This window comes from Nonomuraea sp. NPDC005730, assembly GCF_040630865.1.
In the GTDB taxonomy this organism is placed as follows: Bacteria; Actinomycetota; Actinomycetes; order Streptosporangiales; family Streptosporangiaceae; genus Nonomuraea.
In genome coordinates this window covers 98,720-123,751 of record NZ_JBEXYK010000010.1, presented here as the reverse complement: position 1 = coordinate 123,751, position 25,032 = coordinate 98,720, and the positions used below count along the sequence as shown (strand labels likewise).

Sequence of the window (25,032 nt, the reverse complement as noted above, 5' to 3'; positions counted from 1 at the left end):
CCCGTCAGCGGCGCGGCAGCTCGCTGCCCCTGACGTGCGCGCACTGCCAGTCGACCAGCGCCGCGAAGTCGCGCCAGGCCCGCTCGACGCGCCCGCGCACCTCGGCCGTGTGCACCCACGGCTCCGGCTCGTGGCGGACGCCCGCGAACAGGGACTTGTGGCGCAGCAGCTCGATGCGCGGGTGGTCCTCGTCGAAGCCGCGCGGCCTGGTCTTCAGGCGCTCGCCGCCGATGGTGTAGCCGGCGTCGGCGAGCCGGGCCGTGATCGACTCCAGCGGCTTGCCCGACACGTCCTCGTCCACGGCCGCGCGGTAGCGGGCGACCTGGTCGGCGGCCTGGGTGTAGCGGCCGCCGGCGACGTACAGGCCGGCGGCGCTGATCTCGACGTAGTAGCCGATGCCGGGCATCAGGTCGACGAAGGCGCCCTGATGGGTCTTGTACGGCGTCTTGTCCTTGGAGAAGCGCACGTCACGGTAGGGCCGGAAGAGCTGGGCCGGGCCGAACTCGGCGGCCAGCTCGTCGGTGAGCTCCGTCATGGGCCCGCGCACCGCGTCCTCGTAGAGGTGCTTGTGGCGGGTGAAGTAGGTCTTGGAGTTGTCCGCCTCAAGGCCCTCGTAGAAGATGAACGCCTCGTCGGGGAAGCCGGTGAAAGCCATGGCCCAAGGGTGCCATGCCACTCACCGTGCGGTGTACGTGCGGCCCGGCGTGGGCGGGCGGCCGTACAGTTCCGAGACCGTCACGAACGTGTAGCCCTTCTTGGCGAGCGTGTCGAGCACCTTCGGCACGGCCTCGACAGTGGTGGGGTGGATGTCGTGCATGAGCACGATCGACCCGGCCTTGGCGGTGTCGGCCCGCCTGACCACGGCTGCGGGCTCGCGGTGCAGCCAGTCGAGGGTGTCGACGTCCCACAGGATCTGGGCCAGGCCCTCGCGGCGGGTCTCGGCGGCGACGGCGTCGTCGGTGCTGCCGTACGGCGGGCGCATCACCCGCATCTTGATCCCGGTCAGCCGGTGGACGAGCTCGTCGGTGTGCCCCAGCTCGTTGCGCACCCCCTCGCGGGACAGGCCGGTCAGCGACGGGTGGGACCAGGAGTGGTTGCCGATCTCGTGGCCCTCGTCCACGATGCGGCGGGTGATCCGGCCACCGCTGTCGGCGGCCACCATCTCGCCCAGCACGAAGAACGTGGCCCTGACGTGGCGCTGGCGCAACAGGTCGAGCAGCTTGCCGGTGTAGGGCCCTGGACCGTCGTCGAAGGTCAGGGCCACACACTTGATCTTGCCGCAGTCGAACCTGCGGCTGCGCGGCCAGTCGGCCTGCTGCGCGATCAGCCGCTTGGCCAGGACCTCAGGACTGACCTGCGGCCGGATCATGGCGGAATGTCGGCGCGGCACCGGTTGGGTGGCGCAGCCCACGAGAACGATCAGGACGAATGGCAAAGCCCAAATGCGCATGTTTTCCCCCGAAACACCGCACGCGGGGGCCTTACGGATAGTCCTGGACCGGTCTCCCCCGTAGTTCCCTGGCCAGGTCGTCCCACCAGAGTGGGATATCCGCGTGCAGCTCCTTGTAGCGGCGCGCCACGCGCATGGCACATCCAACCGGATCCGTACCCAGATGACGACGTTTAACCGGACCTTCCTGCCAACGGTAAAAACCGTCCCTGTAGTGCACGACGAGACCTATCCAGACCGAGATGGTCGCTCCGTCCCCCACCTCGTACGCGCTGGTGACTCCCAGCCCGTGCAGCTCCGCCTGGAGTTTCTCCGCCGCCGCGCGGGCTTCGGTCACACGCCACCCCCTGCCGACGTTTCCGTACACAACAGATGTACCCAGCAACGGGCATCAGCCGTCCAAGACATGGAGTAATCATGAAACTCCGGGGAGTCACGCGCAGGCCGTTCGACGTTATTGGTCGACTTCCGCCGTTGCGCGGCCGGGCCGCCCTTGTTAGGTTGCGGCCGTGCGCCGTGAGCGGGCACAGTCGCTGAAGCACGTCGCGGTACCGTACGACTCCGATCGGGCCTTCCTCGACCTCGTCGTGCCGCGCGTGCGCACCGCGCTGGACGAAGACCGGCGCGTGCTGGTCGTCAACCGCCCCGACCGGCTGGCGTTGTTGTCGGAGGCCCTCGACGGCGACGCGCGGCGCATCGACAGCCGCCCGGCCGGCCCCTGGTACGACCACCCCCACCGGATGCTGGCCGCCTACCACGAGTACACGCGCGGCCGGCCCACCCTGGTCGTCGGCGAGCCCGTCTGGACCGATCTGAGCGAGCTGCGGATCCAGGACCTCATCCGCTACGACTCGGTCGTCAACGCCGCCCTGGCCGCGGCCCCGTCCGTCATGATGTGCCTGTACGACCTGCGCCACGTACCCGAGCCCGTGCGCGAGCTCACCTCGGTCGTCCATCCCCTGGTGCTGGGGTCGGGCGGCGAGGCCGCCAGCGGCCGGTTCGTACAGCCCCACGAGCTGGTGCTCGACGGCGACGACGCGCCGTTCCCCGAGCCGGGCCCCGGGGCCTGCCTGGTGCGTTTCACGGCCCGCGAGCTCAAGCGCCTGCGCCAGACCGTCGGCGACTACGCCAGGACGGCCGGCATGGACCGCAACCTCATCTCCTCGCTGGTGCTCAGCGTCTCGGAGATCGCCGCGAACTGCGTCGAGCACGGCGCCGGGTTCGGCACGATCACGATGTGGGTGGAGGAACGCGACCTCGTCTGCGAGATCGCCGATCCCGGCGGGGCGCTCGACGACCCCCTACCGGGCTACATACCGCCGGAGCCCGAGTCCCCGCGGGGGTACGGGCTCTGGATCAGCCGGCAGCTCTGCGACCGGGTGCAACTGCGCGACGAAGGCGGCGTGTTGCGCGTCCGCCTTCGTCTGTCCCTGGACTCCTCCTAGGCCGCGGCGCGGGGAGCGGGAAGGCGCACGGCGCCCTCCTCCCGCGCGTAGTCCTCCAGCATGCCGCGGAGCTGGCGGCGGCCACGGTGCAGACGGGACATCACGGTGCCGATGGGCGTCCCCATGCGCTCGGCGATCTCCTTGTACGCGAACCCCTCGACGTCGGCCAGGTAGACGGCCACGCGGAAGTCCTCGGGCAGGGAGCGCAGGGCGTTCATCACGACGCTGTCGGGCAGCCGGTCGAGCGCCTCGGTCTCGGCCGAGCGCAGGCCCGTCGAGGTGTGGGACTCGGCGGCGTGCAGCTGCCAGTCCTCGATGTCCTCGGCGGCCGACAGCTTCGGCGAGCGCTGCTTCTTGCGGTAGTCGTTGATGAAGTTGTTGGTGAGGATGCGGTGCAGCCACGCCTTGAGGTTGGTGCCCTCACGGAACTGGTGATAGGACGTGTACGCCTTGGCGACGGTCTCCTGCACCAGGTCCTCGGCGTCGGCGGCGTTACGGGTCAGGCGCATGGCGGAAGCGAACAGCTGCGACGTCACGGGCACGACATCGCGCTCGAACCAGTCCTGACGCTGCTCATCGGTCATAGTGATCAATTCATTCCCCCTTGCGCTATCCCCCGTTCGGCACAAGCCGCCTGACAGCGTTCCTCATCCTCGCAACTCCCAGGTAAGGGACGCGTTAGGAGAGTCCGCATAGGTCAGAAGGGGTTTGTAGTCCATCTGCTCGCGGCGTGCGTGGTCACGTCCACGGCCGGACAAGTCTCATTATCATAACACTACCCACCCAATTTCGTAGGAATAGTGGTCAGAGTCACAGGGGATAGCGTATGGACATGGAATCTGTGGACCGTCACGACACGGGGACACGTCGGTGGGTGGCGGAGGCCATCCGCAAGGTGGAGGCCGACGCCAACCGAAGTTGTGACACTCACCTGCACGTCTTTCCGCTTCCCTCGCACTGGGGCGTAAACCTCTATCTGAAAGACGAATCGGTGCACCCGACCGGTTCACTGAAGCACCGGCTGGCCCGGTCCCTGTTCCTGTACGGCCTCGCCAACGGCTGGATCGGCCCGGCCACCACGATCGTGGAGGCGTCCAGCGGCTCGACCGCGGTCAGCGAGGCGTATTTCGCCCGGCTGCTCGGCCTGCCGTTCATCGCCGTCATGCCGGCGTCCACGTCGCCCGAGAAGTGCCACCTCATCGAGTTCTACGGCGGGAAATGTCACCTCGTCGCCGACCCCGGGGCGATCTATGACGAATCTCACCGGCTGGCCGCCGAGACCGGGGGCCACTTCATGGACCAGTTCACCTACGCCGAACGCGCGACCGACTGGCGTGGCAACAACAACATCGCCGAATCGATCTATTCCCAGATGTCCATGGAGCCGCACCCCGAGCCCGCCTGGATCGTCGTCGGCGCCGGCACCGGCGGCACGTCGTCCACGATCGGCCGCTACATCCGCTACCGCCGCCACCCCACCCGCCTGGCCGTGGTCGATCCGGAGGGCTCGGCGTTCTACCCGGGCTGGGTCTCGGGCGACCCAACGGTGACGGCCTCCGGGTCGCGGATCGAGGGCATCGGGCGTCCCCGGGTGGAGCCGTCGTTCCTGCCCAGCGTGATCGACCGCATGATCGCCGTCCCCGACGCCCGCTCGATCGCCGCCATGCACTGGACCCGCGAGGTCACCGGCCTGGACGTCGGCGGCTCCACGGGGACGAACATGGCGGCGTGCGTCGAGCTCGTCAGGGAGATGCGCGAAGCGGGCGTCCAGGGCAGCGTCGTCACCCTGATCTGCGACCGCGGCGACCGCTACAAGGGCACCTACGACAACCCGGAATGGCTGGCCGGCCAGGGGCTGGACCTCCAACCCCACCTGGCCGACCTGCGGGCGCTGCTGCCGCGCTGAGCGCCTGGGCCTAGGAGGCGGCCTTGGCCGGGTCGACCGAGAAGGTCTTGGCCAGGTCGTCCAGGATGGCCTGGGCGCCCTGGATGCCCACGGCGCTCATCCAGGTCAGGTCGCTGACCTCGTGCTTGTCCCCCTTGAGCCGGCCCCACAGCGGGTTGCCGACGAACTTCTCCTTGGGGCCGTCGCTGGCCGGGTCCGGGTAGGTGGCGACGAAGATGTGGTCGGCGTCGAGGTCGGCGATGCGCTCCTGGCTGACGTCCACGGCGATGGCGTCGTCCTTGGTCGGCTGGCCCTCGGGGCGGGTGAAGCCGACGTCCTTCAGCACCACCCCGGAGTAGGACTTCTCGACGTAGAGCCGGACGGTGGGCTCACCGGCGAAGCGCACGATCGAGACGGTCGGCAGCTTCCCGCCCTGCTTCTCCTTGATCGCGGCCCCGATCGTGCCGGCGCGCTCCTCGAACGCCTTGATCCGGGAGTCGGCCAGGTCCTCCTTGCCCAGGGCGCGGCCCATGAGCCGCAGGTTCTCCTTCCAGATGGCGCCGGTCGTCTCGCTGAAGACCGTCGGCGCGATCTTCGACAGCTTGTCGTACAGGGCCTCGTGCCGGACCTTGGCCGACACGATCAGGTCGGGCTTGAGCGCGGCGATCTTCTCCAGGCTGGGCTGCTCCAGCGTGCCGACCGGGGTCGCCTCCTTGCCGTACTGGGCGACGAGCGGGCCGAGGTAGTCGGGCAGCTTGGTGTCGATCGACCGGTAGGTGGTGTAGCCGATCACGGGGGTCTCCAGCGTGAGCACCGCGTCCACGAAGCTCTGGTCGAGCGCGACGACCCGCTTGGGCTGACCCGAGATCTTGGTCGAGCCCATCGCGTGCTCGATCGTCCTGGCGGCCGGGTCGGCCGACGGCTTGGCCGCTGGCTCCGTCGAGCCGCACGCGGCCACCCCCGCCACCAGCAGTACACCGGTCAGCACCCGCCACGCTCTCATCGGAACCCTTTCTCGAAGTAAGGCGAACCTAAATTAGGTTAGCCCTGCCTAACCTGGCATACTTCACCACGATCGGGCAAACAAGGGGAGGAAACTGGTGACCGCGCTCGCGCCCCGCCTCCACGGCATCCGGCGCCGGCGGCTCGTCCTCCTGCTCCTCCTCCTCGCCGCCGTCGCGGCCGGGGTGGTGCTGAGCATCACGGTCGGCTCGAAGTCCGTACCGCCGGGCGACGCCTGGCAGGCTCTGACCGCGCCCACGGGCAGCGAGAACGACATCATCATCCGCTCGCTGCGCGTGCCGCGTACCGTGCTCGGAGTGCTGGCCGGGATCGCGCTCGGCGTCGCGGGCGCCCTCATGCAGGGCCACACGCGCAACCCGCTCGCCGACCCCGGCCTGCTGGGCGTCACGCAGGGCGCGGCGTTCGCCATGGTGGCCTCGATCATCCTGCTCGGCGCCTCCAGCCTGCTCGCCTACATCTGGTTCGGCCTGGCGGGCGCGCTGGTGGCCAGCGTGGCGGTGTTCGCGCTCGGCATGACGGGCGGCAGGGGCGGCCCCACCCCGGTCACCCTGGCCCTGGCCGGCACCGCGGTCAGCGCCCTGCTGTACGCCATGACCTCGGCCATCGTGCTCCTCGACGAGCAGGCCATGGACGTCTTCCGCTTCTGGCAGTCCGGCTCCATCGCCTCCAGGGGCCCGGACGTGGTCTGGCAGGTGCTGCCGTTCATCCTCGCCGGCCTGCTGCTCGCCCTGGTCAACGCCCCGGGCCTGAACGCCCTGTCGCTCGGCGAGGACGTCGCCCGCTCGCTCGGCCAGAACATCGCCCTGACCAGGACGGTCGGCGTCGCCTCCGTCACCCTGCTGTCGGGCGCGGCGGTGGCGGCCTGCGGCTCGCTGGCGTTCGTGGGCCTGATCGTGCCGCACCTGGCCCGGCCGCTGTCGGGCACCGACCACCGGTGGCTGCTGCCGTACTCGGGGCTGGTCGGGGCGGCGTTGCTGCTGATCGCCGACGTGCTCGGCCGGGTGGTCGCCCCTCCGGGCGAGCTGGAGGTCGGCGTGGTCCTCGCGTTGATCGGCGCGCCCTTCTTCGTCGCCCTGGTCCGCCGCAGAAAGCCGGTACGGCTATGACCGCGCTCCCCCTGCGCCTCGGCACGCTGTCCTGGCGGCTGCGCCTGCGCGCCGTCGCCGTCGGCGTGACCGGCCTGGCGCTCCTGGTCGTGCTCATGGCGCTGAACATGCGCATCGGCGACCTCCCGATGAGCCTGGCGGAAGTGCTCCAGGGCACCTTCGACGTCAACAGCCCGGCCCACTTCGTCATCATGGAGCTGCGCCTGCCGCGCGCCCTGACCGGCGCCCTGGTCGGCGCCGCGCTCGCGCTGTCCGGCGCGATCATCCAGTCCATCGCCCGCAACCCGCTGGCCAGCCCCGAGATCCTCGGCGTCACCACCGGCGCCTCGGTCACCGTGGTGGCCGGCGTGGTGGCCAGCGGCAGCGTCTACGGCGGCACCAGCGGCCTGCTGGCCGACCTGGGCATCCCCGCGCTCGCCCTGCTCGGCGGCCTGCTCGGCGCGTCCGTCGTCTACGGCCTGGCCTGGCGGCGCGGCCTGGACGGCTACCGCCTGGTCCTGGTCGGCATCGGCGTGGCCGCCGTGTTCACGAACGTGAAGTTCTGGCTGCTGACCGTCGGCGACGTGAACGACACCGGCCGGGCCATGGTCTGGATCAGCGGCTCGCTCAACGGCCGCGGCTGGGAGCACGTCGTGCCGGTGGCGCTCGCGCTGGCGGTGCTCGTCCCGGCCACCCTGCTCGGCACCCGCTCGCTGGACGCGCTGCGCTTCGGCGACGACGTGGTCACCGCCCTCGGCGTGCGCGTGAACGCGGCCCGCGCCCTGCTGATCCTGGGTGCCGTGCTGCTGGCCGCGGTGGCCACGGCCTCGGCCGGGCCGATCGCGTTCGTGGCCCTGGCCGCGCCGCAGATCGCGCTCCGGCTGACCCGCTCGGCCCGGCCGCCGCTGCTGTGCTCGGCGGTCACCGGGGCCGTGCTCACCGCGGGCGCCGATCTGATCGCCCGGACCGTCTTCTCCCCGATCGAACTGCCCGTCGGCATCGTCACGGCCGTGCTGGGCGCTCCGTACCTGATCCACCTGATCTGGAGGGCACGCAAATGAGGCTGCAGGCCGCGGGCGTCAAGCTCGGCTACGGCGACCGGACCATCGTGGACGGCCTCGACCTGGGCGTCGAGGCGGGCACGGTGACCACCATCATCGGCCCGAACGGCTGCGGCAAGTCCACCCTCCTGCGCGCGCTGGGCCGCCTGCTCAAGCCCCAGGGCGGCCAGGTGCTGCTGGACGGCAAGCGCATCGACGCCATCCCCACCCGCGAGGTGGCCAAGATCCTCGGCGTGCTGCCGCAGGCGCCCTCCGCCCCCGAAGGGCTCACCGTGGCCGACCTGGTCGCCAGGGGCCGGCATCCGCACCAGACGTGGTACCGGCAGTGGTCCTCCGACGACGAGTCGGCCGTCGCCGCGGCGCTGACCATGACCGGCCTGGCCGACCTCGCCGAGCGCCCGCTCGACGAGCTGTCGGGCGGCCAGCGGCAGCGGGCGTGGATCTCCATGGCCCTGGCCCAGGGCACCGACCTGCTGCTGCTCGACGAGCCCACCACGTTCCTCGACCTGGCCCACCAGGTGGAGGTGCTGGAGCTCGTCCGGCACCTGCACGAGCAGGCCGGCCGCACGGTCGTCATGGTCCTGCACGACCTCAACCTGGCCGCGCGCTACGCCGACCGGCTGGTGGCCATGCGCGCCGGCCGGGTCGTGGCCGCCGGCGCCCCGCACGAGGTGCTGACCGAGGAGCTGCTGCGCGAGGTGTTCGAGCTGGACGCGAAGGTCATCGAGGATCCGGTCGCGGGGACTCCTCTCGTGGTGCCGATCGGACCGCTCGCAGCTCCCCGAGCCTGACGGTACCGGCCGCCCGTCTCCTCAACCCTCGGCCAGCGCCCGCCTGACGTCCGGATCGTCGGGAGCGAGCTCGGCGGCTCTGAGCAGGTCCTGCCTGGCCTCCTTCGCCCGTCCCAGCTCGCGGTGGACCATCGCCCGGTTGAACAGCAGCTCGGCCGTCTCGGTCAGCTTCAGCGCGCGGGTCAGGTCGGCCAGCGCGCCGTCGGGGTCGCCGCGCTCGAAGGCGAGCACGGCCCGGTTCCCCCACGCGGCGGCCAGGTCGGGGTCGACCTCCAGCGCGGTGTCGAAGGCCGCGTACGCCTCCGGATGGCGGCCCTGGGCCGTCTCCACCTGGCCGAGCACGCAGAGCAGGTGGGCGTCGCGCGGCCGGAGCGCGAGCCCGCGCCGCACGTCCCGCCTGGCCTGGTCGTACTCGCCGTGGAGGGCGAGCAGGCCGCACCTGTTCACGTACGCGGGGGCGAAGTCGGGGTCGAGCTCCAGCGTGCGGTCGAGGTCGGCGCGGGCGCCGTCCAGGTCGCCGGCCGCGAACCGCAGCTCCGAGCGGTTGTAGTACGCCTCGGGGAAGGGCGGGCTGAGCCGGATGACGGCCTCGTAGTCGGCCAGGGCCTCGGCCGGTCTGCCCAGGTTGTACAGCAGGTTGCCCCGGTCGAGGTAGTAGTCCGGATAGCCGGGATCGGCGTCGATCGCCGCCGTGTAGTCGGCCAGCGCCTCCTCGTACCGGCCGGCCTGGGCCAGCAGCTGGGCCCTGTTGGCGCGCAGCACCAGCCGGTGGACCGGGTGCTCGTCCGCCAGGTGCTCGTCGGCCAGGGCGATGGCCTGCTCGACCAGCCGCAGCGCGGCGCCCGGACGGCCGGAGCGCAGCTCCACCAGGGCCTTGCCGTTGAGGTCGAAGCCGAGATGGAAGGCGCGTTCGCGGGGATCGGGCAGCAACGACGTGATCGTGACGGCCTCGTTGATCCACGCCATCGCCTCGCCGGGGTCACGGCGGGCGGGGTCGTGGTGGCGTACCAGGATCATCGCGGTGGCGTAGGCGATGGTGGCCCGGTGCTTGGGGTCGGTGCTGAGGCGCCTGGCCCGGTCGTAGAGCTCGCGGGCCTCCTCCTCGCGCTCCACCGCCTCCAGGGCCGCGGCGACGCGCTGCACGAGGGTCCGCCACCCTTCGGGGTCGTCCTCGTACGCCATGCCGCGCAGCGCCTCCGTGCCCGACTCGGCCATCGCATGGTGGAAGCCCTCGTCGCGGTAGCGGTCGAAGTCGGCGCACAGCGGGCCCTCACCGGGCGACGACGGGCCCTCCTCGACGCGCAGCAGCCCCGGGTCGAGCCGGCGGCGCAGCACCTCGACCAGTTCGCGGTCGGTGTGGTCGGCCTCGCCCAGGTTCGACACGACGAGCGTGACCGGCCCCGTGACCGCCAGCAGCTCGCGGACGAACTCGGCCAGCCCGTTGGCGATCCTGAGGCTGCGCCGCGCCCCCGGGATGAGGATGCGCTCCGCCCTCGGCAGGTCGTCGGCGAGCGAGCGCCTGCGCACCGGCACGAGCGGCCGCAGCCGGGGCGCCGTGACCCGGAGCTCCACGTCATGGGCGGCGACCAGGTCGGGCCGCCGGTCGAGGGCCTCGGGAACCAGAAGGTCGAGCAGCGCGGCGGCCAGCGTGTAGGGCCCGGCTGCCCGGCGGTCGGCGTCCAGGGCGATCGTCCTCACGACCGCCCCCTTCCCAGCGGTCGGCGTTCCCGCGTGGAAACGCCGACCCAGAGACAGGTCAAGCGCAGTGTCGCGGTGAGGCGAGCGTGGAGGGCCTGACAGTCCCGGGACGATGGACGACGATCTTCTTCATGGGCATCCCTTACGTGATCGCGGATAACCCGAACATGTCAGCACAAAGCTAACTAACGACTCAAGACTTTTCTGGTAAGGGCTATTTCGGCATGAATTAGGACACGACCGATAAACGGCGTTAGTCGCCCAGGATCGCGTCCACGAAGACATCCGGGTCGAAAGGCGCCAGATCGTCCGGCCCCTCGCCGAGCCCCACGAGCTTGACCGGCACGCCCAGCTCGCGCTGCACGGAGATCACGATGCCGCCCTTGGCGGTGCCGTCGAGCTTGGTGAGCGCGATGCCCGTGATGTTGACCACCTCGGCGAACACCTGGGCCTGGCGCATGCCGTTCTGGCCGGTGGTGGCGTCGAGGACGAGCAGCACCTCGTCGACCGTGGCCTTCTTCTCGATGACCCGCTTGACCTTGCCCAGCTCGTCCATCAGGCCGGTCTTGGTGTGCAGGCGGCCCGCGGTGTCGACGATGACGACGTCGACCTTGTCCTCGATGCCCTTGGCCGTGGCCTCGAAGGCCACCGAGGCCGGGTCGCCGCCCTCCGGCCCGCGCACGGTCTCGGCGCCGACCCGCTCGCCCCACGTCTGGAGCTGGTCGGCCGCCGCCGCGCGGAAGGTGTCGGCGGCGCCGAGCACGACCTTCTTGCCGTCGCCGATGAGCGAGCGGGCGAGCTTGCCGGTGGTGGTGGTCTTGCCCGTGCCGTTGACGCCCACGACCAGGACCACGGCGGGCCGCTCGCCGTGCTTCTGCACGTGCAGGCTGCGGTCGAGGTCGGGGTTGACCTGGGCGAGAAGCTGCTCGCGCAGCAGGCCCCTGACCTCCGCGGGCGTGCGGCTGCCCAGCACCTTGACCTTGGTGCGCAGCTCCTCGACCATCGCGCGGGTCGGGGCGACGCCCACGTCGGCGGTGATCAGGCTCTCCTCGATCTCGTCCCAGACCTCGTCGTCGAGCCGGTCGCGGGACAGCAGCTCCAGCAGGCCGCGGCCGAGCGCGCTCTGCGAGCGCGCCAGGCGCGAGCGCAGCCGCACCATCCGCCCCGCCGACGGCGGCGGCACCTCGACCTCGGGGGCGATGACCATCGGCTCGGCCGGCTGGACCGGCGGCGGCACCGTGGTGACCGCTCCGTCGGCCTCCTCGACCGGGCCGGCGGGCCGCTTCTCCTCCTCGGGAAGCGGCGGCGCCTCGGGCGGCGGCACGGGCGGCGCCGCCTTGCCACCCGGCCTGAACAGCAGGAAGAGGCCGCCGGCCGCCAGCAGGGCGACGACGGCCACGATCACTATGACGCCGAGGTAACCATCCACAAGATGTCAGTTTTCCAGATCGACCGGCATGGTCATGCCCAAGGCACACGGATGATGACAGGCCGGATCAGGCGGATTCGCGCTCCCGCAGGCGCTGGCTGACCACCTGCGTCACGCCGTCGCCGCGCATCGACACGCCGTAGAGGGCGTCGGCGATCTCCATCGTGCGCTTGTTGTGGGTGATGACGATGAGCTGGGAACTGCGCCGCAACTCCTCGAACAGGGTCAGCAGCCGCTGGGTGTTGGTGTCGTCGAGGGCGGCCTCGACCTCGTCCATCACGTAGAAGGGCGAGGGGCGCGCCTTGAAGATGGAGATCAGGAACGCCACCGCGGTCAGCGAGCGCTCGCCGCCCGACAGCAGGGACAGCCGCTTGACCTTCTTGCCCGGCGGCCTGGCCTCGACCTCGATGCCCGTGGTGAGCATGTCGGTGGGGTCGGTGAGCACGAGCCGCCCGTCGCCGCCGGGGAAGACCCGGGTGAAGATCTGCTCGAACTCGCGGGCGACGTCCTCGTACGCCGAGGCGAACATCTGCTCGACGCGGTCGTCGACCTCCTTGACCACGATCAGCAGGTCGCGCCGGGTCTTCTTGAGGTCTTCCAGCTGCGAGGTCAGGAAGGCGTGGCGCTCCTCCAGCGCGGCGAACTCCTCCAGCGCCAGCGGGTTGACCTTGCCGAGCTGGGTCATCTGCCGCTCGGCGGCCCTGGCCCGCTTCTCCTGCTCCTCCCGGACGTACGGGATCGGCGGGTCGCCCGGGACGGCCACGTCGGGGCCGTACTCGGAGACCAGCGCCTCGACCTCGACGCCGAACTCCTCCATCGCCCGCTCCTGGAGCTGCTCCAGCCGCAGGCGCTGCTCGGTGCGGGCCACCTCGCTCCCGTGGACCCGGTTGACCAGCTTGTCGAGCTCCTGGCCCAGCTCACGCACGCGCACGCGGACCTGCTTCAGCTCGGCGTCGACGGCGACGCGGGCGAGGTCGGCGTCGTCGCGCTCGCGGGAGGCGAGCCGGATCGACGAGGCCAGCGCCCCGAGCACCTGCCTGGCGCCCTTGCTGACCGCCTCGGCCAGCAGAGCCTGCCGCCTGCGCCTGGCCCGCTGAGCGGCGGCCTGGGCGCGTTCCTGGCGCTCGCGCTGGGCGGCCCGCAGCAGGCCGTCGGCGCGGCCCTCGATGCCCTTGACGCGCTCCTCGGCGGTGCGCACCTGCAGCCGGGTGTCCATCTCGCGCTGCCGGGCCGTCTCGCACGTGGCGGCCAGGTCGTCGCGCAGGTCGGTGGTGGGCTCGGTCTCCAGCTCCTGGGCGTATTCGGCCTCGGCCAGCCGGATCTCCAGCTCGGCCAGCTCCTCCAGCCCCTCGGTACGGGAGTCCTGGGCCGCGGTGACGCTGCGGGCCAGGCGTTCGGCCTCGGCGTGCGCGGCGTGCGCGGCGGCCTCCAGCTGGGCCAGCCGCCTGGCCGCCGCCGCGTTGCGCTGGTCGGCCTCCCGCTGGCGGGCCCTGACCTGGTCGAGGACGCCCTGCGCGGCGCTCACCCCGGCCTGGGCGGCGGTGACCGCGCTCTGGGCCTCGTTGACGTGCGCCTGGGCCGCCTCGACGGCCGTCTGGGCCGCCTGCTCGGCCTCGATCGCCTGGTCGAGCGCCTCGGCCGTCGCCTCCGCCGTGGCCTCGGCCACCCGCAGGTCGTGGACGGCCTCGTCGAGCGCCGCCCGCACCTGCAGGACGGAGGTGCCGCCGGCGGACCCGCCCCCGGCCAGATGGGCCCCGAGGACGTCGCCGCCCTCGGTCACCACGCGCAGCTCGGGACGCCGCCCCACCAGCTCGCGCGCCGCTTCGAGATCGGCGACCACGACGACCCTCGCCAGGACGTGGTCGAGCGCCGGCCTCAGCTCGTCGGGCACGGTGACCAGATCGGCGGCCCACCGCCCGCCCTCCGGCGCGGCGGGCCGGGATCGCGCAACCTGGGAGTGATGCGCGGTGTCCGAAACCCCGGTCTCGGCCACCAGCAGCGTGACCTGCCCCGCGTCGGTGCTGCGCAGCAGGCCGAGCGCCTCGACGGCGGTGTCGAGCGTCTTGACGGCAACGGACTCGGCGACCGGGCCGAGCACGGCGGCGACGGCCAGCTCGGCGCCCGGCGTGACCTGCATCGAGGCGGCCAGCGGGCCCAGCACCCCGGCCAGGTCGGCGTCGAGCAGCGCGGCGCCGCCGTCGCCCTTGGCCAGGCCCAGCTCCAGGGCGTCGCGGCGGGCCTGCAGCGCGGCCACCGAGCGCTGGGCCTCCTGGTCGGCGGCGCGGGCCGTGGTGACGCCCGCCTTGGCGGCCTGGACGGCGGCCCGCGGCCCGCCGAGCCCGGCCTTGGCCTCGTCGGCGGCCACGCGGGCCGCGTCGGCGGCGGCCCTGGCCTCCTCGACCACGGCCTGCGCGGTGGCCAGCTCCTCGGCCAGCGCCGGATCGGCCGCCGGCTCCTCGGCCCGCTCGGTCTCCAGGTCGGCCAGCGCCTGCCGTTCGCGCTCGGCGGCGTCGGCCACGGCCTTCTCCAGCCGGCCGATCTCCTCCTCGGCCGCGCGCGCCCTGCTGCGTACGGAGTCGACCTGGCCGCGCAGCCTGGCCAGGCCCTCGCGGCGGTCGGCGGCGGCGCGGGCGGCCATCGCCAGGCGCCGCTCCTCCGCGCCCAGCTCGGCCTCGGCCGTGGCCCGCCGCTCGACGGTCTCCGCCAGCAGCTCCTGGGCGTGTTCGAGCTCGGCCCGCAGGATGTGTTCCTGCTCGCGCGCCTCGCCCGCCTCGCGTTCGAGGTCTTCCGGGTCGCGGCCGCGGCGTTCGATGGCGGCGGCGTCGAGGGCGTGGCGGTGGCGTTCGGCGGCGAGCTGTTCGAGGCCGGTGATGCGCTCGCGCAGGGAGGAGAGCCTGAAGAAGGTCTCCTGGGCGGCGCTCAGCCTGGGCTGGGTCTCGGCCTCGGCGGCCTCCAGGGCGGCCTCGCGCTGCTGGCCCTCGGCCAGCTCGGCCTCGACCTGGTTGCGCCGGGCGGTGACGGCGGCCTCGTCGGCGGCCTCGCGTTCGAGCGTGGCGCGCAGGATGCCCAGGTCGTCGGCGAGCAGCCGCAGCCGGGCGTCGCGCAGGTCGGCCTGGATGACGGCGGCCTTGCGGGCGATCTCCGCCTGGCGGCCGAGCGGCTTGAGCTGGCGGCGCAGCTCGGTGGCGAGGTCCTGCACCCGGGTGAGGTTGGCCTGCATGGCGTCGAGCTTGCGCAGCGCCTTTTCCTTGCGCTTGCGGTGTTTGAGCACGCCCGCGGCCTCTTCGATGAAGGCGCGGCGGTCTTCGGGCCCGGCGTGCAGCACGGCGTCGAGCTGGCCCTGGCCGACGATGACGTGCATCTCGCGGCCGATGCCCGAGTCGGACAGCAGCTCCTGGATGTCGAGCAGGCGGCAGGTGTCGCCGTTGATGGCGTATTCGCTCTGCCCCGACCGGAACATCAGCCGGCTGATCGTGACCTCGGTGTAGTCGATCGGCAGCGCGCCGTCGGAGTTGTCGATGGTCAGCGTCACCTCGGCCCGGCCCAGGGGCGGCCTGGAGGAGGTGCCGGCGAAGATGACGTCCTCCATCTTGCCGCCGCGCAGCGACTTGGCGCTGTGCTCGCCCATGACCCAGGCCAGGGCGTCGACGACGTTGGACTTGCCCGAGCCGTTGGGGCCGACGACGCACGTGATGCCGGGTTCGAGGCGCAGGGCGGTCGCGGAGGCGAAGGACTTGAAGCCGCGCAGGGTGAGGGTCTTCAGGTACAAACGCCGACCCTCCTCCCCGGCCTCGGCTGAACGGGCTTCGGAAAAGCCTACTGGTCTCGGCCGCCCCTCGTGGGCATGTCGATGACCAGCGCATTTTCACCAGGGAAAATAACAAGGGACGCCTCTTCGAGACGTCCCTGGGTCTTGCGCTCCGATCACTCTCAGGTGAGTGCCGGCTCGCGCTCCTGCAAGCGACTGAGCGCTTCGTCGCGGGTTTGCGCCGCAAGAGCGTCATTCGTGGCCTGAAGTCGGATGAGTTCTGCCTCCAGATCCCGGATACGCTGCTGCAAGCGGCGCATCTCCGAGACCATTCGAGGGTCAGGACCGCCGACGTGGCCGAGTAGAGCCTTCGCCATGGTAAAGGGTCCTCCACGCTGAGTGACCAGACTGGTTCGCGCACTTCTATTCCGCGGGAGGGGTGCGCGTGGTACTTAACAAGAGTCGCACCGGCAGTGTGGGCGGTCAAGTCGATCCAACCGCAACGCCCTACTGATAGGCACTCCCGACATACAACTATACCCTATTTGGGCCGTTTAGCAAAAGCGACTACCGCTCTACAAAACCGCCCAAACTACCTCGGGGTTCACTCCATCGTTCCACTACTCCATCGACCCTTCCCGGCGTGTCGCAACCTTTGAGCAGCTCCAACAGCTTGACGCACGCCTCCTGCGGACCCTCGGCGACGACCTCGACCCGGCCGTCGTCGGTGTTCCGCGCCCAGCCGGTCAGGCCGAGCTCCAGCGCCCTCGCGCGCGTCCACCACCGGAAGCCCACCCCCTGGACCCTCCCCCGCACCCAGGCGGTTACTCGGACGTTTTCCGAACCTTTGTCGCCATTACTCTTCGTATCCGTCATGCGGCCACCGTCTCATGCCGCCGTACGACTTCCATGGCCAACTCGTTGAAGGCCAGGATCGAGGCCGTACGTCCGGCGCGCAGCCAGGCCAGCCCCAGGATCGACGGAGGCAGGCCGTCGACCGGCACGAACGCGATGTCGGGGCGGCGATGATGGTCGGCGCTCGGCTTGCAGAAGAGCATGCCGCCGCGGTTCAGCGCGACCTGCGTCAGGCCCTCCTGGGTGGTGGCCACCGAGCCGGCCCGCGCGATCGGCCGCCCGGAAGGGGTGAGGGTGGGGGCGATGTGCTCCTGCCAGCGGCGCGGCGCGGGGTCGTCGAGGCCGAACAGCGCGACCGAGGCCAGTTCCTCGGCGTCGACGCCGGCGCGTGCGGCCAGCGGATGGCGTACCGACAGCCCCAGCTCGACCGGGCAGTGGTTCAGCTCGGCGCCGCCCTCGAGATCCGGCTCCTCGAGCGGCAGCAGCGTGAACGTCAGATCCACCCGCCCCTCGCGCAGCTTGCTGAACGGGTCGGAGAGCGGCACCTCGACCAGCTCCACCATGCAGCCGGGATACCGCCGCTCGAACGCCGCCACGCTGCCGGTGACGATCTCGGTCGGCGTGGCCAGGAACCCCACCCGCAGCAGGCCCGCCACCTCCCGCGCCGAGGCCGTCGCCCGCGACACGGCCGCCGCCATGCCGTCGTAGGCCGGCCGCAGGTCGGCCAGGAAGCGCCGGCCGAGCGGCGTCAGGCGCACCCGCCTGCTGGTGCGGTCGAACAGGCGGCCGCCGATCCGGGTCTCCAGCGAGCCGATGAGCTGGCTCACCCGGCCGGGCGACAGATACAGGCGCTCGGCCGTACGCGCGAAGTGCAGCTCCTCGCTCAGCGCGACGAAGCACTCCAGTTCCCTGAACTCCATGCCACTCCCCGGACGCGATCACTTAGCCTGCCTAAAGCAAGGCTTCGAGCTTCGTCATTGTTCCGCCCCCGGCCGATGACAAGGCTGAACGGCATGACGACTCTTGAGACCTCCACTGTCGCGCGGGCCCGCTGGCTCGCCGTCCTCGCGGTCGCGGTGGGCACCTTCACCATCGTGACCAGCGAGATGTTGCCCGTCGGCCTGCTGACCTCGATCGCCGCCACCTTGGGGGTGTCCGACGGCACGGCCGGGCTGATGGTGTCGCTGCCGGGGCTGGTCGCGGCCGTCTCGGCCCCCGTGCTGGCCCTGGCCACCCGGCGGCTGGACCGGCGTGTCCCCTTGCTCGGCCTGATGGCGTTGCTCGCGGTGGCCAACCTGGCGGCGGCGTTCGCCACGAGCTTCCCCGTCATGCTGGGCGCGCGGGTGCTGACCGGGATCAGCATCGGCGGGTTCTGGGCCTTCGCGGCCGGGCTGGGCCTGCGGCTGGTGCCCGAGCGATCGGTGGGCCGGGCCACGTCGGTGATCCTCGGCGGCGTGTCGGTGGCCTCGGTGCTCGGCGTGCCCGCGGGCACGCTCATCGCCTCGGCGGCGGGGTGGCGCACGTCGTTCGCGGTCATGGGCGGGCTGGCGCTGGTGCTGCTCGGGTTGCTGGCCGCCGTGCTGCCGCCGATGCCGGGCGAGGACGCATCGGGCGGCTCCCGCGCGACGCTGCCGGGGACGCTGCGGGTCGTGCTGGCGGCGACCGTGCTGATCATCACCGGGCACTTCGCGGCCTACACCTACGTCCGGCCGTTCCTGGAACAGGTCGCGGACGCCGGTCCCGGCCTGGTCAGCGTCGCCCTGCTGGTGTACGGCGCGGCCGGCGTCGTCGGCAACTTCGTCGCGGGCGCCAGGGCGGCCCGCGACCCCAAGCCGGTGCTGATCGTCCTGGCCCTGCTCATCGCCGGGTCCACGGCGGCGCTGGCGCTGGTCGGGCTGCCCCTGGTCATGCTCGTCGTGTGGGGCCTCGGCTACGGCGGCGTGGGCGTGGCGCTGCAGCTGTGGATCATGCGCTCGGGCGGGGGCGAGCTGGGCACCGCGCTGTTCGTGGGAGCGTTCAACGTCTCGATCGCGCTCGGCTCGTTCGTCGGCGGCCGGGTGGTGGACGGCGTGTCGATCTCGTCGGTGATGTGGCTGGGCGCCGCGCTGGCCCTGCTCACCGCGGCTTTCGCTGGCATTTGGGGCAGGAGTACGACGACCGGTTCATGAACGCCTCCCGCCTGATGGGCGTGCCGCAGCGGGAGCACGGCAGGTCGCGGCGGCCGTAGACCTCCAGCGACCGGTCGAAGTAGCCGCTCTCGCCGTTGACGTTGACGTAGAGGCTGTCGAAGGAGGTGCCGCCCTGCTGCAGGGCGGCGCCCATCACCGTGCGCACGCCGACCAGCAGCTCGGCGACCTTCGGACGGGTGAGCGTCTCGGTGGGACGGGCCCAGTGGAGCCGGGCGATCCACAACGCCTCGTCGGCGTAGATGTTGCCGACGCCGCTGATCAGCGACTGGTCCAGCAACGCCCGCTTGATCTCGGTGCGCCTGGCCCTGAGCCGGCGGGTGAACTCCGCCTCGTCGAACGACGCCTCGAACGGGTCGGGCGCGATGTGCGCGATCGGCGCGGGCACGCCGCCGACGAGCGGGGTCAGCATGACGTGGCCGAACGTGCGCTGATCGACGAAGCGCAGGTCGGGGCCGCCGTCCTCGAAACGGAGGCGGACGCGCAGGTGCTTCTCGGGGGGGGTCTGCGGATCGACGACGAGCAGCTGGCCGCTCATGCCCAGATGGGCCAGGAGGGCCTCCTCGCCACCCGACAGGGGCAGCCACAGGTATTTGCCGCGGCGCTCGGCCGACAACACCGTACGGCCCTTCAGGCGGGCGGTGAACTCGTCGGCCCCGGGGACGTGCCGCCTGATCGCGCGCGGGTGGAGCACCTCCGCGGCGGCGATCTCGCGGCCGACGACCCATTGCGCCAGGCCGCGCCTGACGACCTCGACCTCTGGCAGCTCAGGCACCGTGCACCAACCGTCCTCTCGACTTCCCCGGCCGCAGGGCATGCCGCGGCAGGGGCGGATCCGCAGTCACAACGCCGGACGCTGGCCGGGGCTTCCCGTGCGCCGGGGTCAGTTCGCGGGCTGGCTCTCGCGCTGCTCGCGGCGGGCGCGGATGCGCGTCCAGGCCGCCTCGGCCGCCTGCTGCTCGGCCTCCTTCTTGCTGCGCCCGGTGCCCGAGCCGTAGGACTCGCCGCCCACGCGCACCATGGCCGTGAACGACTTGGCGTGGTCGGGCCCGCTCTCCTCGACGTGGTATTCGGGCACGCCGAGCGCCTCGGAGGCGGTGAGCTCCTGCAGGGACGTCTTCCAGTCGAGCCCCGCCCCCAGCGAGGCCGAGCGCACGATCAGCGGGTCGAACAGCAGGTGGACGACCCGGAACGCCTCGTCGAGGCCCTTGTCCACGTAGATCGCGCCGATCAGCGCCTCCAGCGTGTCGGCCAGGATCGAGGACTTGTCGCGCCCGCCGGTGCCCTCCTCGCCCCTGCCGAGCCGCAGGAAGCGGCCGAGGCCCAGGTTGCGGGCGACGTCGGCCAGCGCGCGCATGTTGACCACGGCGGCGCGCAGCTTGGCGAGCTGCCCCTCGGGCAGGTCGGGGTGGTTGCGGTAGAGGGTGTCGGTGACCACGAGACCCAGCACCGAGTCGCCGAGGAACTCCAGGCGCTCGTTGGTGGGCAGGCCGCCGTTCTCGTACGCGTAGGAGCGGTGCGTCAGGGCCCGCTCGAGAATGTCGGGGTCGAGGCCGACGACCAGGACCCGCTGCAGCTCTTCCCTGGCGACCTCCACGGCCACCGGCTTAGGACCTGCGCCCACGTGTTTCCTCCTCGGACATCTTCACAAGGCGGCCGCGGAAGATGCCCGAAAACGTGGTGGGCGTCGGGGTAACGTGTAGCCCCGGCGTCCACCACGGCCGCGGGCGAACCGCCGCCGTACGCATCTACAGACGTTAACGCCGACCGAGGCACAATGGCACCCGGTCGGCATCACGTCAACTGCTGACGGTGAAACCCGCCGCGAACATGACGGGCGGGCCTGCTGTCAGTGTGATCAGGCGGACGGCTCGATGACCTGACGACGGTTGTAGGTGCCGCAGGTGGGGCACGCGATGTGCGGCTGCTTGGGCGAACGGCACTGCGGGCAGCTCACCAGGGCGACAGCAGTCGTCTTCCACTGGGAGCGACGGGCGCGGGTGTTGCTCCGCGACATCTTTCGCTTCGGGACGGCCACGTCACTTCTCCTGATCGTTATCGTTCTCGGAAACCAGACCTTGCAACGACGCCCAGCGGGCATCGATCTTCTCGTGCCGATGATCGGCGCCGGCCTCGGCCAGCTTGATCCCGCACTCCGTGCAGAGCCCCTCGCAGTCCTCGCGGCACACGGGGCTCAGCGGCAGTGCGAGCACCACCGCGTCGCGGAACGTCGGCTCGAGGTCGAGCAGCTCCCCGTCGAGCAGTGAGTCCTCCTCCGAGGCGTCCTCGTCGGAGTAGAAGAACAGCTCCTGCAGATCGACCTCGATGTCCGAGGTGATCGGGTCAAGGCACCGCGCGCACTCCCCGGCGAGCGGGGCGTGCGCCGTGCCCGAGACGAGCACGCCTTCCATCACTGCTTCGAGCCGGAGGTCCAGCTCGACTTCGGCGTCTTTGGGGACACCGATCATATCGACGCCGAGGTTAGTCGGTGCCGGAAGGGACAGGGTCATCTGCCGCATCGTGCCCGGTCGCTTCCCCAGATCATGAGTGGAGAGCACCCAAGGGGAGCGGGGGTCGAGGTGCTGAGTCATCCTGCTCTCGCTAGGCATGGCGAAGACGCTCGCCGTCGTACAAGGCCGAAATGAAAGGATACCAGGTCGCGGTCAGCCCCTGAGACGCTCGATGAGCAGCTTGTGCACCAGGTCAGGGACCAGGCCGGACACGTCGCCACCATACCGCGCGATCTCCTTGACCCGGCTGGAGGACAGGAAGGAGTACTCGGGGTTGGTGGGCATGAAGAGCGTCTCGACGCCCGAGAGACGGTAGTTGAGCTGGGCCATCTGCAGCTCGTAGTCGAAGTCGCTGACGACCCTGATGCCCTTGACGATGGCGGGGATGTCGTTGTGCTTGCAGAAGTCCACCAGCAGGCCGTGGAACTTCTGCACCTTGACGTTGGGGTACTCCTTCGTCACGGTCTGAAGGATCTCTATCCGTTCGTCGACCGTGAACAGGCTGCTTTTCTCGATGTTGATGAGGACCGCCACGACCACCTCGTCGTACAGGCGGGCCGACCGGCCGATGATGTCGAGATGGCCATTGGTGATGGGGTCGAACGACCCCGGGCAGACAACGCGGCGCAAGACGCCTCCCAGGTCTACGGGTTCCCGGCGGCGCGACCGTACCAAACGGATGCTTCGCCGTATCTACGGACCCTCTCCTCAACATAACCTTCCGGCCACATCAAGGACTTTCCCCTCGTTTCCCTCTCGAATGCCACCAGCCCCTGGTCCATCAGCCAGCCGTTGTCGCGCAGCAGCTCCAGGACCCGCGTGACCTCGCCGTCACCCAGCGCGTACGGCGGATCGGCGAAGACGATGTCGTACGGCTCCTCCGGCGGCCTGGCCAGGACCCGCTCGACCTTGTCGGCCGCCAGCTCGGCGCCTTCGAGGCCGAGGGACTGGATGTTGGCCCTGATCGTCCGGATCGCCTTGGCGTCGGACTCGACGAGCAGCGCGTGGGCCGCGCCCCTGGACAGCGACTCCAGGCCCACGGCGCCCGAACCGGCGTACAGGTCGAGCACGCGGGCCTCGCGCAGGCCGTAGAGGGAGTCGAGGGTCAAGAAGATGCCTTCCCTGGCCCTGTCGCTGGTCGGCCTCGTGCCCCGCCCCGGCGGCACGGCCAACCGCCGCCCACCCGCGCTCCCCGCGATGATCCGAGTCATAAGGTCCATTGTTCCGCATGTTCGCCCAGGTCAAGAGTGGACAAGTGTCGGCCTCGACTGCGCAAGGGTGATTCACATCGGCCGGATCGGCCCGCATGATGAGTCTGCGGCCTTCAAGGTGACCCACATGAAGGCCGACCGGCGTGATCGTGAGCCCTTCCGCACGCCGGTTCCCTCGGCACCTGACCCGAGGGTGGGCCCAGCCGGGGACGGCATTCGGGGGGAGGCCGTCCCCGCGGCTGGGCCTTTTAAGATCTTTATCTTTACGGCTTCGCGTGGTTTTCCCACTCGCCGTACTTCGGCTGACGGCCCTCCACGCAACGCCCTCTGACCCTTCACCGGCTCGCCGCCGTCACGCGAGCCTTCGTCGACCGGCTCCGTGGTCTCCGGCCCTCACGTCTTCTCCAGGTACTCCGCCTTCTCGTCCTCCAGCAGGCGCGCTATCTCGGCGCGCAGGCCCTCATGGTGGGCCAGTTCGGGATCGTCCGACAGGAGCTGTGCGGCTTCGTCCCTCGCTGCTGTGATGACGTCTTCGTCTCTGAGGAGTTGGAGGAGCTTCAGCGAGCTGCGCTTGCCCGACTGCGCCGCCCCCAGGACGTCGCCCTCGCGGCGCTGCTCCAGGTCGACGCGGGACAGCTCGAAGCCGTCGAGCGTGGCGGCCACCGCGTCGAGGCGGGCGCGGGCCGGGGTGCCCTCGGGGAAGTCGGAGACCAGCAGGCACAGGCCGGGCAGGCCGCCCCGGCCCACCCGCCCGCGCAGCTGGTGGAGCTGGGAGACGCCGAAACGGTCGGCGTCCATGATGATCATGACCGAGGAATTGGGCACGTCGACGCCCACCTCGATGACGGTGGTCGCGATCAGCACGTCGAGCTCGCCCTTGGTGAAGGCACGCATGATCGCGTCCTTCTCCTCCGGCGGGAGCTTGCCGTGCAGGGTACCGACCCGGAGGTCCTGGAACGGGCCCTGGGTGAGCAGCTCGGCGACCTCCAGCACGGCCAGCGGCGGACGGCGGTCGTCGTCGCCCCCCGCCGCCGCCAGGTCGCCCTCGTCGCCCTCCAGGTCGCCGATCCGCGGGCACACGATGTACGCCTGCCTGCCCAGCTCCACCTCCTCGCGCACCCGCTGCCAGGTGCGTTCGAGATAGTGGGGCTTCTCGGCGGCCGGCACGACGTGCGTGGTGATGGGCGCGCGCCCCGACGGGAGCTGCGACAGCGTCGAGACCTCCAGGTCGCCGAAGACCGTCATGGCGACCGTGCGCGGGATCGGGGTCGCGGTCATCACCAGCACGTGCGGACGGCCCCCGCCCGCCTTCTCGCGCAACGCGTCACGCTGCTCCACGCCGAAGCGGTGCTGCTCGTCGACCACGACCAGCCCCAGGTCGGCGAACTGCACGTGCTCCTGGAGCAGGGCGTGTGTGCCGACCACGATGCCCGCCGTGCCCGAGGCCGCGTCGAGCAGCGCGGCCCGCCGCGCCGCCGCGCCCATCGAACCCGTCAGCAGCGTGACCGCCGTGCCGCCGAACATGCCGCCCTGGGCCAGCTCGCCCAGCATGTTCGTGATCGAGCGGTGGTGCTGCTGGGCCAGCACCTCCGTCGGGGCCAGCAGCGCGGCCTGGCCGCCCGCGTCGACCACCTGGAGCATCGCGCGCAGCGCCACGACCGTCTTGCCCGCGCCCACCTCGCCCTGCAGCAGCCGGTGCATCGGGTGCTCCAGCGCCAGGTCGGCCGCGATCTCCTCCCCCACCTGCGCCTGCCCCTCGGTGAGCGAGAACGGCAGCCGCCCGTCGAAGTCGGACAGCATGCCGCCGGAACGCCTCGGACGCGGCCTGGCCGGCCACGCCGTGGCCGCCTGGCGGCGCTGGAGCAGCACCGCCTGCAGCACGAAGGCCTCGTCGAACTTCAGCCGCTTGCGCGCCCGGCCCACCTCGGCGAGGTCCTTCGGCCGGTGGATGGCCACCAGCGCATCGGCGAGCGGCTGGAGGCCGTGCCTGGCCCGCAGCTCGGCGGGCAGCGGGTCGTCGAGCGGGCCCAGCGTGTCGAGCACCACACCGACCGCCCGGCGGATCGCCCACGGCGTCACGTCCTTGCCCGCCGGGTAGATCGGCACCGGCGCCGACGCGAACTCCTCGGCGCTCGCCTCGCCCTCCTCGAACAGCTCGAACTCGGGGTGCGAGAGCTGCCAGCGCGGCTTGGACCGCGCCCCGAACAGCCCCACCTTGCCGGCGAACATGCCGCGCCGCCCCGGCTTGAGCCGCGACTCGGCCACGTGGGAGCCCTTGCCGAAGAACGCCAGGTAGATGCGGTTGCCGTTGCCGTCGACGACCTCGGCCTCCAGCCACGTGCCGCCGCGGTTGCGCATGGGCTTGCGCATCAGCCTGGTCACCTCGCCGACCACGGTGACGTGCTCGTCGACCTCCAGCGCGTCGAGCGAGGTCAGCTCGCCGCGCTCGGCGTAGCGGCGCGGGTAGTGGCGCAGCAGGTCGCCGACCGTCTCCAGGCCGAGCACGCTGTGCAGCAGCTTGGCGGTCTTCGGGTCGAGCGCTTTGGTCAGGGGCTCGTCGAAACGGCTCACGGGATCCAGTTCTACCGCCTGCGGCCGACAGGAATCCCGCACCGGGCCCCGGAGTCGCCCGCGGAGGGGACCCGCACCGGGCCT

General features: G+C 71.2%; 24 protein-coding genes. 6 read left to right on the top strand and 18 right to left on the bottom strand.

Features of this window, described 5'->3' with window-relative positions; genetic code table 11:
- Positions 1 to 4 precede the first annotated feature (4 nt).
- From ABZ444_RS15895 to ABZ444_RS15885, 3 genes are all read right to left on the bottom strand, one after another.
- Positions 5 to 655, bottom strand: coding sequence for a DUF2461 domain-containing protein (locus tag ABZ444_RS15895; RefSeq protein ID WP_357996510.1), 651 nt, complete (start codon positions 653 to 655; stop codon positions 5 to 7).
- Positions 656 to 676: 21 nt separating this feature from the next.
- Positions 677 to 1,369, bottom strand: coding sequence for a polysaccharide deacetylase family protein (locus tag ABZ444_RS15890; protein WP_357996507.1), 693 nt, complete (start codon positions 1,367 to 1,369; stop codon positions 677 to 679).
- 112 nt (positions 1,370 to 1,481) lie between these two features.
- Positions 1,482 to 1,787, bottom strand: coding sequence for a hypothetical protein (locus ABZ444_RS15885; protein ID WP_352324847.1), 306 nt, complete (start codon positions 1,785 to 1,787; stop codon positions 1,482 to 1,484).
- A gap of 172 nt (positions 1,788 to 1,959) precedes the next feature.
- On the opposite strand from ABZ444_RS15885, the gene ABZ444_RS15880 reads away from it, so the two are divergent.
- The gene (locus ABZ444_RS15880; RefSeq protein ID WP_357996504.1) at positions 1,960 to 2,895 is read left to right on the top strand and encodes a sensor histidine kinase; all 936 of its coding nucleotides are present in this window, start codon (positions 1,960 to 1,962) and stop codon (positions 2,893 to 2,895) included.
- Here the strand turns inward: ABZ444_RS15880 and ABZ444_RS15875 are convergent.
- Positions 2,892 to 3,479, bottom strand: a complete 588-nt coding sequence (locus ABZ444_RS15875) for a sigma-70 family RNA polymerase sigma factor (RefSeq protein WP_352324845.1) — start codon at positions 3,477 to 3,479, stop codon at positions 2,892 to 2,894. The two genes, ABZ444_RS15880 and ABZ444_RS15875, sit on opposite strands and share 4 nt — an antisense overlap.
- Before the next feature lie 248 nt (positions 3,480 to 3,727).
- Here ABZ444_RS15875 and ABZ444_RS15870 point away from each other — a divergent pair, with 248 nt between their 5' ends.
- The gene (locus ABZ444_RS15870; protein WP_357996501.1) at positions 3,728 to 4,801 is read left to right on the top strand and encodes a PLP-dependent cysteine synthase family protein; all 1,074 of its coding nucleotides are present in this window, start codon (positions 3,728 to 3,730) and stop codon (positions 4,799 to 4,801) included.
- A 10-nt stretch (positions 4,802 to 4,811) separates the two neighbouring features.
- On the opposite strand, the gene ABZ444_RS15865 is transcribed toward ABZ444_RS15870, so the two are convergent.
- A complete protein-coding gene (locus ABZ444_RS15865) occupies positions 4,812 to 5,783 on the bottom strand; it encodes an iron-siderophore ABC transporter substrate-binding protein (protein WP_357996498.1) in 972 nt (323 codons plus the stop codon).
- A gap of 97 nt (positions 5,784 to 5,880) precedes the next feature.
- Here ABZ444_RS15865 and ABZ444_RS15860 point away from each other — a divergent pair, with 97 nt between their 5' ends.
- Genes ABZ444_RS15860 through ABZ444_RS15850 form a run of 3 tightly spaced genes read left to right on the top strand, consistent with a single transcriptional unit; the run spans position 5,881 to position 8,740 of the window.
- Positions 5,881 to 6,909, top strand: coding sequence for an iron ABC transporter permease (locus tag ABZ444_RS15860; protein WP_357996495.1), 1,029 nt, complete (start codon positions 5,881 to 5,883; stop codon positions 6,907 to 6,909).
- Positions 6,906 to 7,949 carry an iron chelate uptake ABC transporter family permease subunit gene (locus ABZ444_RS15855; protein ID WP_357996492.1) on the top strand — a complete coding sequence of 348 codons (1,044 nt, stop codon included), beginning with the start codon at positions 6,906 to 6,908 and terminating at the stop codon, positions 7,947 to 7,949. The genes ABZ444_RS15860 and ABZ444_RS15855 overlap by 4 nt, the downstream gene beginning before the upstream one ends.
- A complete protein-coding gene (locus tag ABZ444_RS15850) occupies positions 7,946 to 8,740 on the top strand; it encodes an ABC transporter ATP-binding protein (protein ID WP_357973038.1) in 795 nt (264 codons plus the stop codon). Before ABZ444_RS15855 ends, ABZ444_RS15850 begins: the two co-directional genes overlap by 4 nt.
- A gap of 21 nt (positions 8,741 to 8,761) precedes the next feature.
- Here ABZ444_RS15850 and ABZ444_RS15845 read toward each other — a convergent pair whose 3' ends face one another.
- The 6 genes from ABZ444_RS15845 to ABZ444_RS15820 all read right to left on the bottom strand — a co-directional run bounded on the left by ABZ444_RS15845 (position 8,762) and on the right by ABZ444_RS15820 (position 17,390).
- Entirely contained in the window at positions 8,762 to 10,438 is a 1,677-nt protein-coding gene (locus ABZ444_RS15845) for a tetratricopeptide repeat protein (RefSeq protein WP_357996489.1), read from the bottom strand.
- Positions 10,439 to 10,691: 253 nt separating this feature from the next.
- The gene (gene ftsY, locus ABZ444_RS15840) at positions 10,692 to 11,867 is read right to left on the bottom strand and encodes a signal recognition particle-docking protein FtsY (RefSeq protein ID WP_357996486.1); all 1,176 of its coding nucleotides are present in this window, start codon (positions 11,865 to 11,867) and stop codon (positions 10,692 to 10,694) included.
- A gap of 67 nt (positions 11,868 to 11,934) precedes the next feature.
- Positions 11,935 to 15,636: a chromosome segregation protein SMC gene (gene smc / locus ABZ444_RS15835; RefSeq protein ID WP_357996483.1), complete on the bottom strand. Its 3,702-nt coding sequence runs from the start codon at positions 15,634 to 15,636 to the stop codon at positions 11,935 to 11,937.
- Between the two features lie 161 nt (positions 15,637 to 15,797).
- Positions 15,798 to 15,992 carry a hypothetical protein gene (locus ABZ444_RS15830; RefSeq protein ID WP_026214481.1) on the bottom strand — a complete coding sequence of 65 codons (195 nt, stop codon included), beginning with the start codon at positions 15,990 to 15,992 and terminating at the stop codon, positions 15,798 to 15,800.
- Between the two features lie 190 nt (positions 15,993 to 16,182).
- A complete protein-coding gene (locus ABZ444_RS15825) occupies positions 16,183 to 16,491 on the bottom strand; it encodes an acylphosphatase (protein ID WP_357996480.1) in 309 nt (102 codons plus the stop codon).
- The gene (locus ABZ444_RS15820; protein WP_357996477.1) at positions 16,488 to 17,390 is read right to left on the bottom strand and encodes a LysR family transcriptional regulator; all 903 of its coding nucleotides are present in this window, start codon (positions 17,388 to 17,390) and stop codon (positions 16,488 to 16,490) included. The genes ABZ444_RS15825 and ABZ444_RS15820 overlap by 4 nt, the downstream gene beginning before the upstream one ends.
- Before the next feature lie 93 nt (positions 17,391 to 17,483).
- Between ABZ444_RS15820 and ABZ444_RS15815 the strand changes: the two genes are divergently transcribed.
- On the top strand, positions 17,484 to 18,638 hold the full coding sequence (locus ABZ444_RS15815) for an MFS transporter (RefSeq protein WP_357996474.1): 1,155 nt from the start codon (positions 17,484 to 17,486) through the stop codon (positions 18,636 to 18,638).
- Here the strand turns inward: ABZ444_RS15815 and mutM are convergent.
- The 7 genes from mutM to recG form a co-directional block, all read right to left on the bottom strand.
- A complete protein-coding gene (mutM, locus tag ABZ444_RS15810) occupies positions 18,586 to 19,431 on the bottom strand; it encodes a bifunctional DNA-formamidopyrimidine glycosylase/DNA-(apurinic or apyrimidinic site) lyase (protein WP_357996470.1) in 846 nt (281 codons plus the stop codon). The two genes, ABZ444_RS15815 and mutM, sit on opposite strands and share 53 nt — an antisense overlap.
- Positions 19,432 to 19,539: 108 nt before the next feature.
- Positions 19,540 to 20,259 (bottom strand): ribonuclease III, encoded by a 720-nt coding sequence (gene rnc / locus ABZ444_RS15805; protein ID WP_357996706.1) that lies wholly within the window; start codon positions 20,257 to 20,259, stop codon positions 19,540 to 19,542.
- A gap of 255 nt (positions 20,260 to 20,514) precedes the next feature.
- Positions 20,515 to 20,694 carry a 50S ribosomal protein L32 gene (rpmF, locus tag ABZ444_RS15800; protein WP_033409409.1) on the bottom strand — a complete coding sequence of 60 codons (180 nt, stop codon included), beginning with the start codon at positions 20,692 to 20,694 and terminating at the stop codon, positions 20,515 to 20,517.
- Between the two features lies 1 nt (position 20,695).
- Positions 20,696 to 21,247 carry a YceD family protein gene (locus tag ABZ444_RS15795; protein WP_357996467.1) on the bottom strand — a complete coding sequence of 184 codons (552 nt, stop codon included), beginning with the start codon at positions 21,245 to 21,247 and terminating at the stop codon, positions 20,696 to 20,698.
- Between the two features lie 72 nt (positions 21,248 to 21,319).
- Positions 21,320 to 21,796, bottom strand: coding sequence for a pantetheine-phosphate adenylyltransferase (gene coaD / locus ABZ444_RS15790; protein WP_352324821.1), 477 nt, complete (start codon positions 21,794 to 21,796; stop codon positions 21,320 to 21,322).
- A gap of 14 nt (positions 21,797 to 21,810) precedes the next feature.
- A complete protein-coding gene (gene rsmD / locus ABZ444_RS15785; protein ID WP_357996464.1) occupies positions 21,811 to 22,377 on the bottom strand; it encodes a 16S rRNA (guanine(966)-N(2))-methyltransferase RsmD in 567 nt (188 codons plus the stop codon).
- Positions 22,378 to 22,770: 393 nt separating this feature from the next.
- Complete coding sequence (gene recG, locus ABZ444_RS15780) at positions 22,771 to 24,948, bottom strand: ATP-dependent DNA helicase RecG (RefSeq protein ID WP_357996461.1); 2,178 nt, start codon at positions 24,946 to 24,948, stop codon at positions 22,771 to 22,773.
- Positions 24,949 to 25,032 lie beyond the last annotated feature (84 nt).

Excerpts from the sequence above, each read along its gene's own strand:
- ABZ444_RS15820 (WP_357996477.1), bottom strand. The coding sequence starts at position 17,390 with ATGGAGTTCAGGGAACTGGAGTGCTTCGTCGCGCTGAGCGAGGAGCTG.
- ABZ444_RS15795 (WP_357996467.1), bottom strand. The coding sequence starts at position 21,247 with ATGACTCAGCACCTCGACCCCCGCTCCCCTTGGGTGCTCTCCACTCAT.
- ABZ444_RS15875 (WP_352324845.1), bottom strand. The coding sequence starts at position 3,479 with ATGACCGATGAGCAGCGTCAGGACTGGTTCGAGCGCGATGTCGTGCCC.
- ABZ444_RS15855 (WP_357996492.1), top strand. The coding sequence starts at position 6,906 with ATGACCGCGCTCCCCCTGCGCCTCGGCACGCTGTCCTGGCGGCTGCGC.
- ABZ444_RS15870 (WP_357996501.1), top strand. The coding sequence starts at position 3,728 with ATGGAATCTGTGGACCGTCACGACACGGGGACACGTCGGTGGGTGGCG.
- ABZ444_RS15815 (WP_357996474.1), top strand. The coding sequence starts at position 17,484 with ATGACGACTCTTGAGACCTCCACTGTCGCGCGGGCCCGCTGGCTCGCC.
- ABZ444_RS15890 (WP_357996507.1), bottom strand. The coding sequence starts at position 1,369 with ATGATCCGGCCGCAGGTCAGTCCTGAGGTCCTGGCCAAGCGGCTGATC.
- ABZ444_RS15830 (WP_026214481.1), bottom strand. The coding sequence starts at position 15,992 with ATGGCGAAGGCTCTACTCGGCCACGTCGGCGGTCCTGACCCTCGAATG.
- ABZ444_RS15825 (WP_357996480.1), bottom strand. The coding sequence starts at position 16,491 with ATGACGGATACGAAGAGTAATGGCGACAAAGGTTCGGAAAACGTCCGA.
- ABZ444_RS15865 (WP_357996498.1), bottom strand. The coding sequence starts at position 5,783 with ATGAGAGCGTGGCGGGTGCTGACCGGTGTACTGCTGGTGGCGGGGGTG.
- rsmD (WP_357996464.1), bottom strand. The coding sequence starts at position 22,377 with ATGACTCGGATCATCGCGGGGAGCGCGGGTGGGCGGCGGTTGGCCGTG.
- ABZ444_RS15850 (WP_357973038.1), top strand. The coding sequence starts at position 7,946 with ATGAGGCTGCAGGCCGCGGGCGTCAAGCTCGGCTACGGCGACCGGACC.
- ABZ444_RS15895 (WP_357996510.1), bottom strand. The coding sequence starts at position 655 with ATGGCTTTCACCGGCTTCCCCGACGAGGCGTTCATCTTCTACGAGGGC.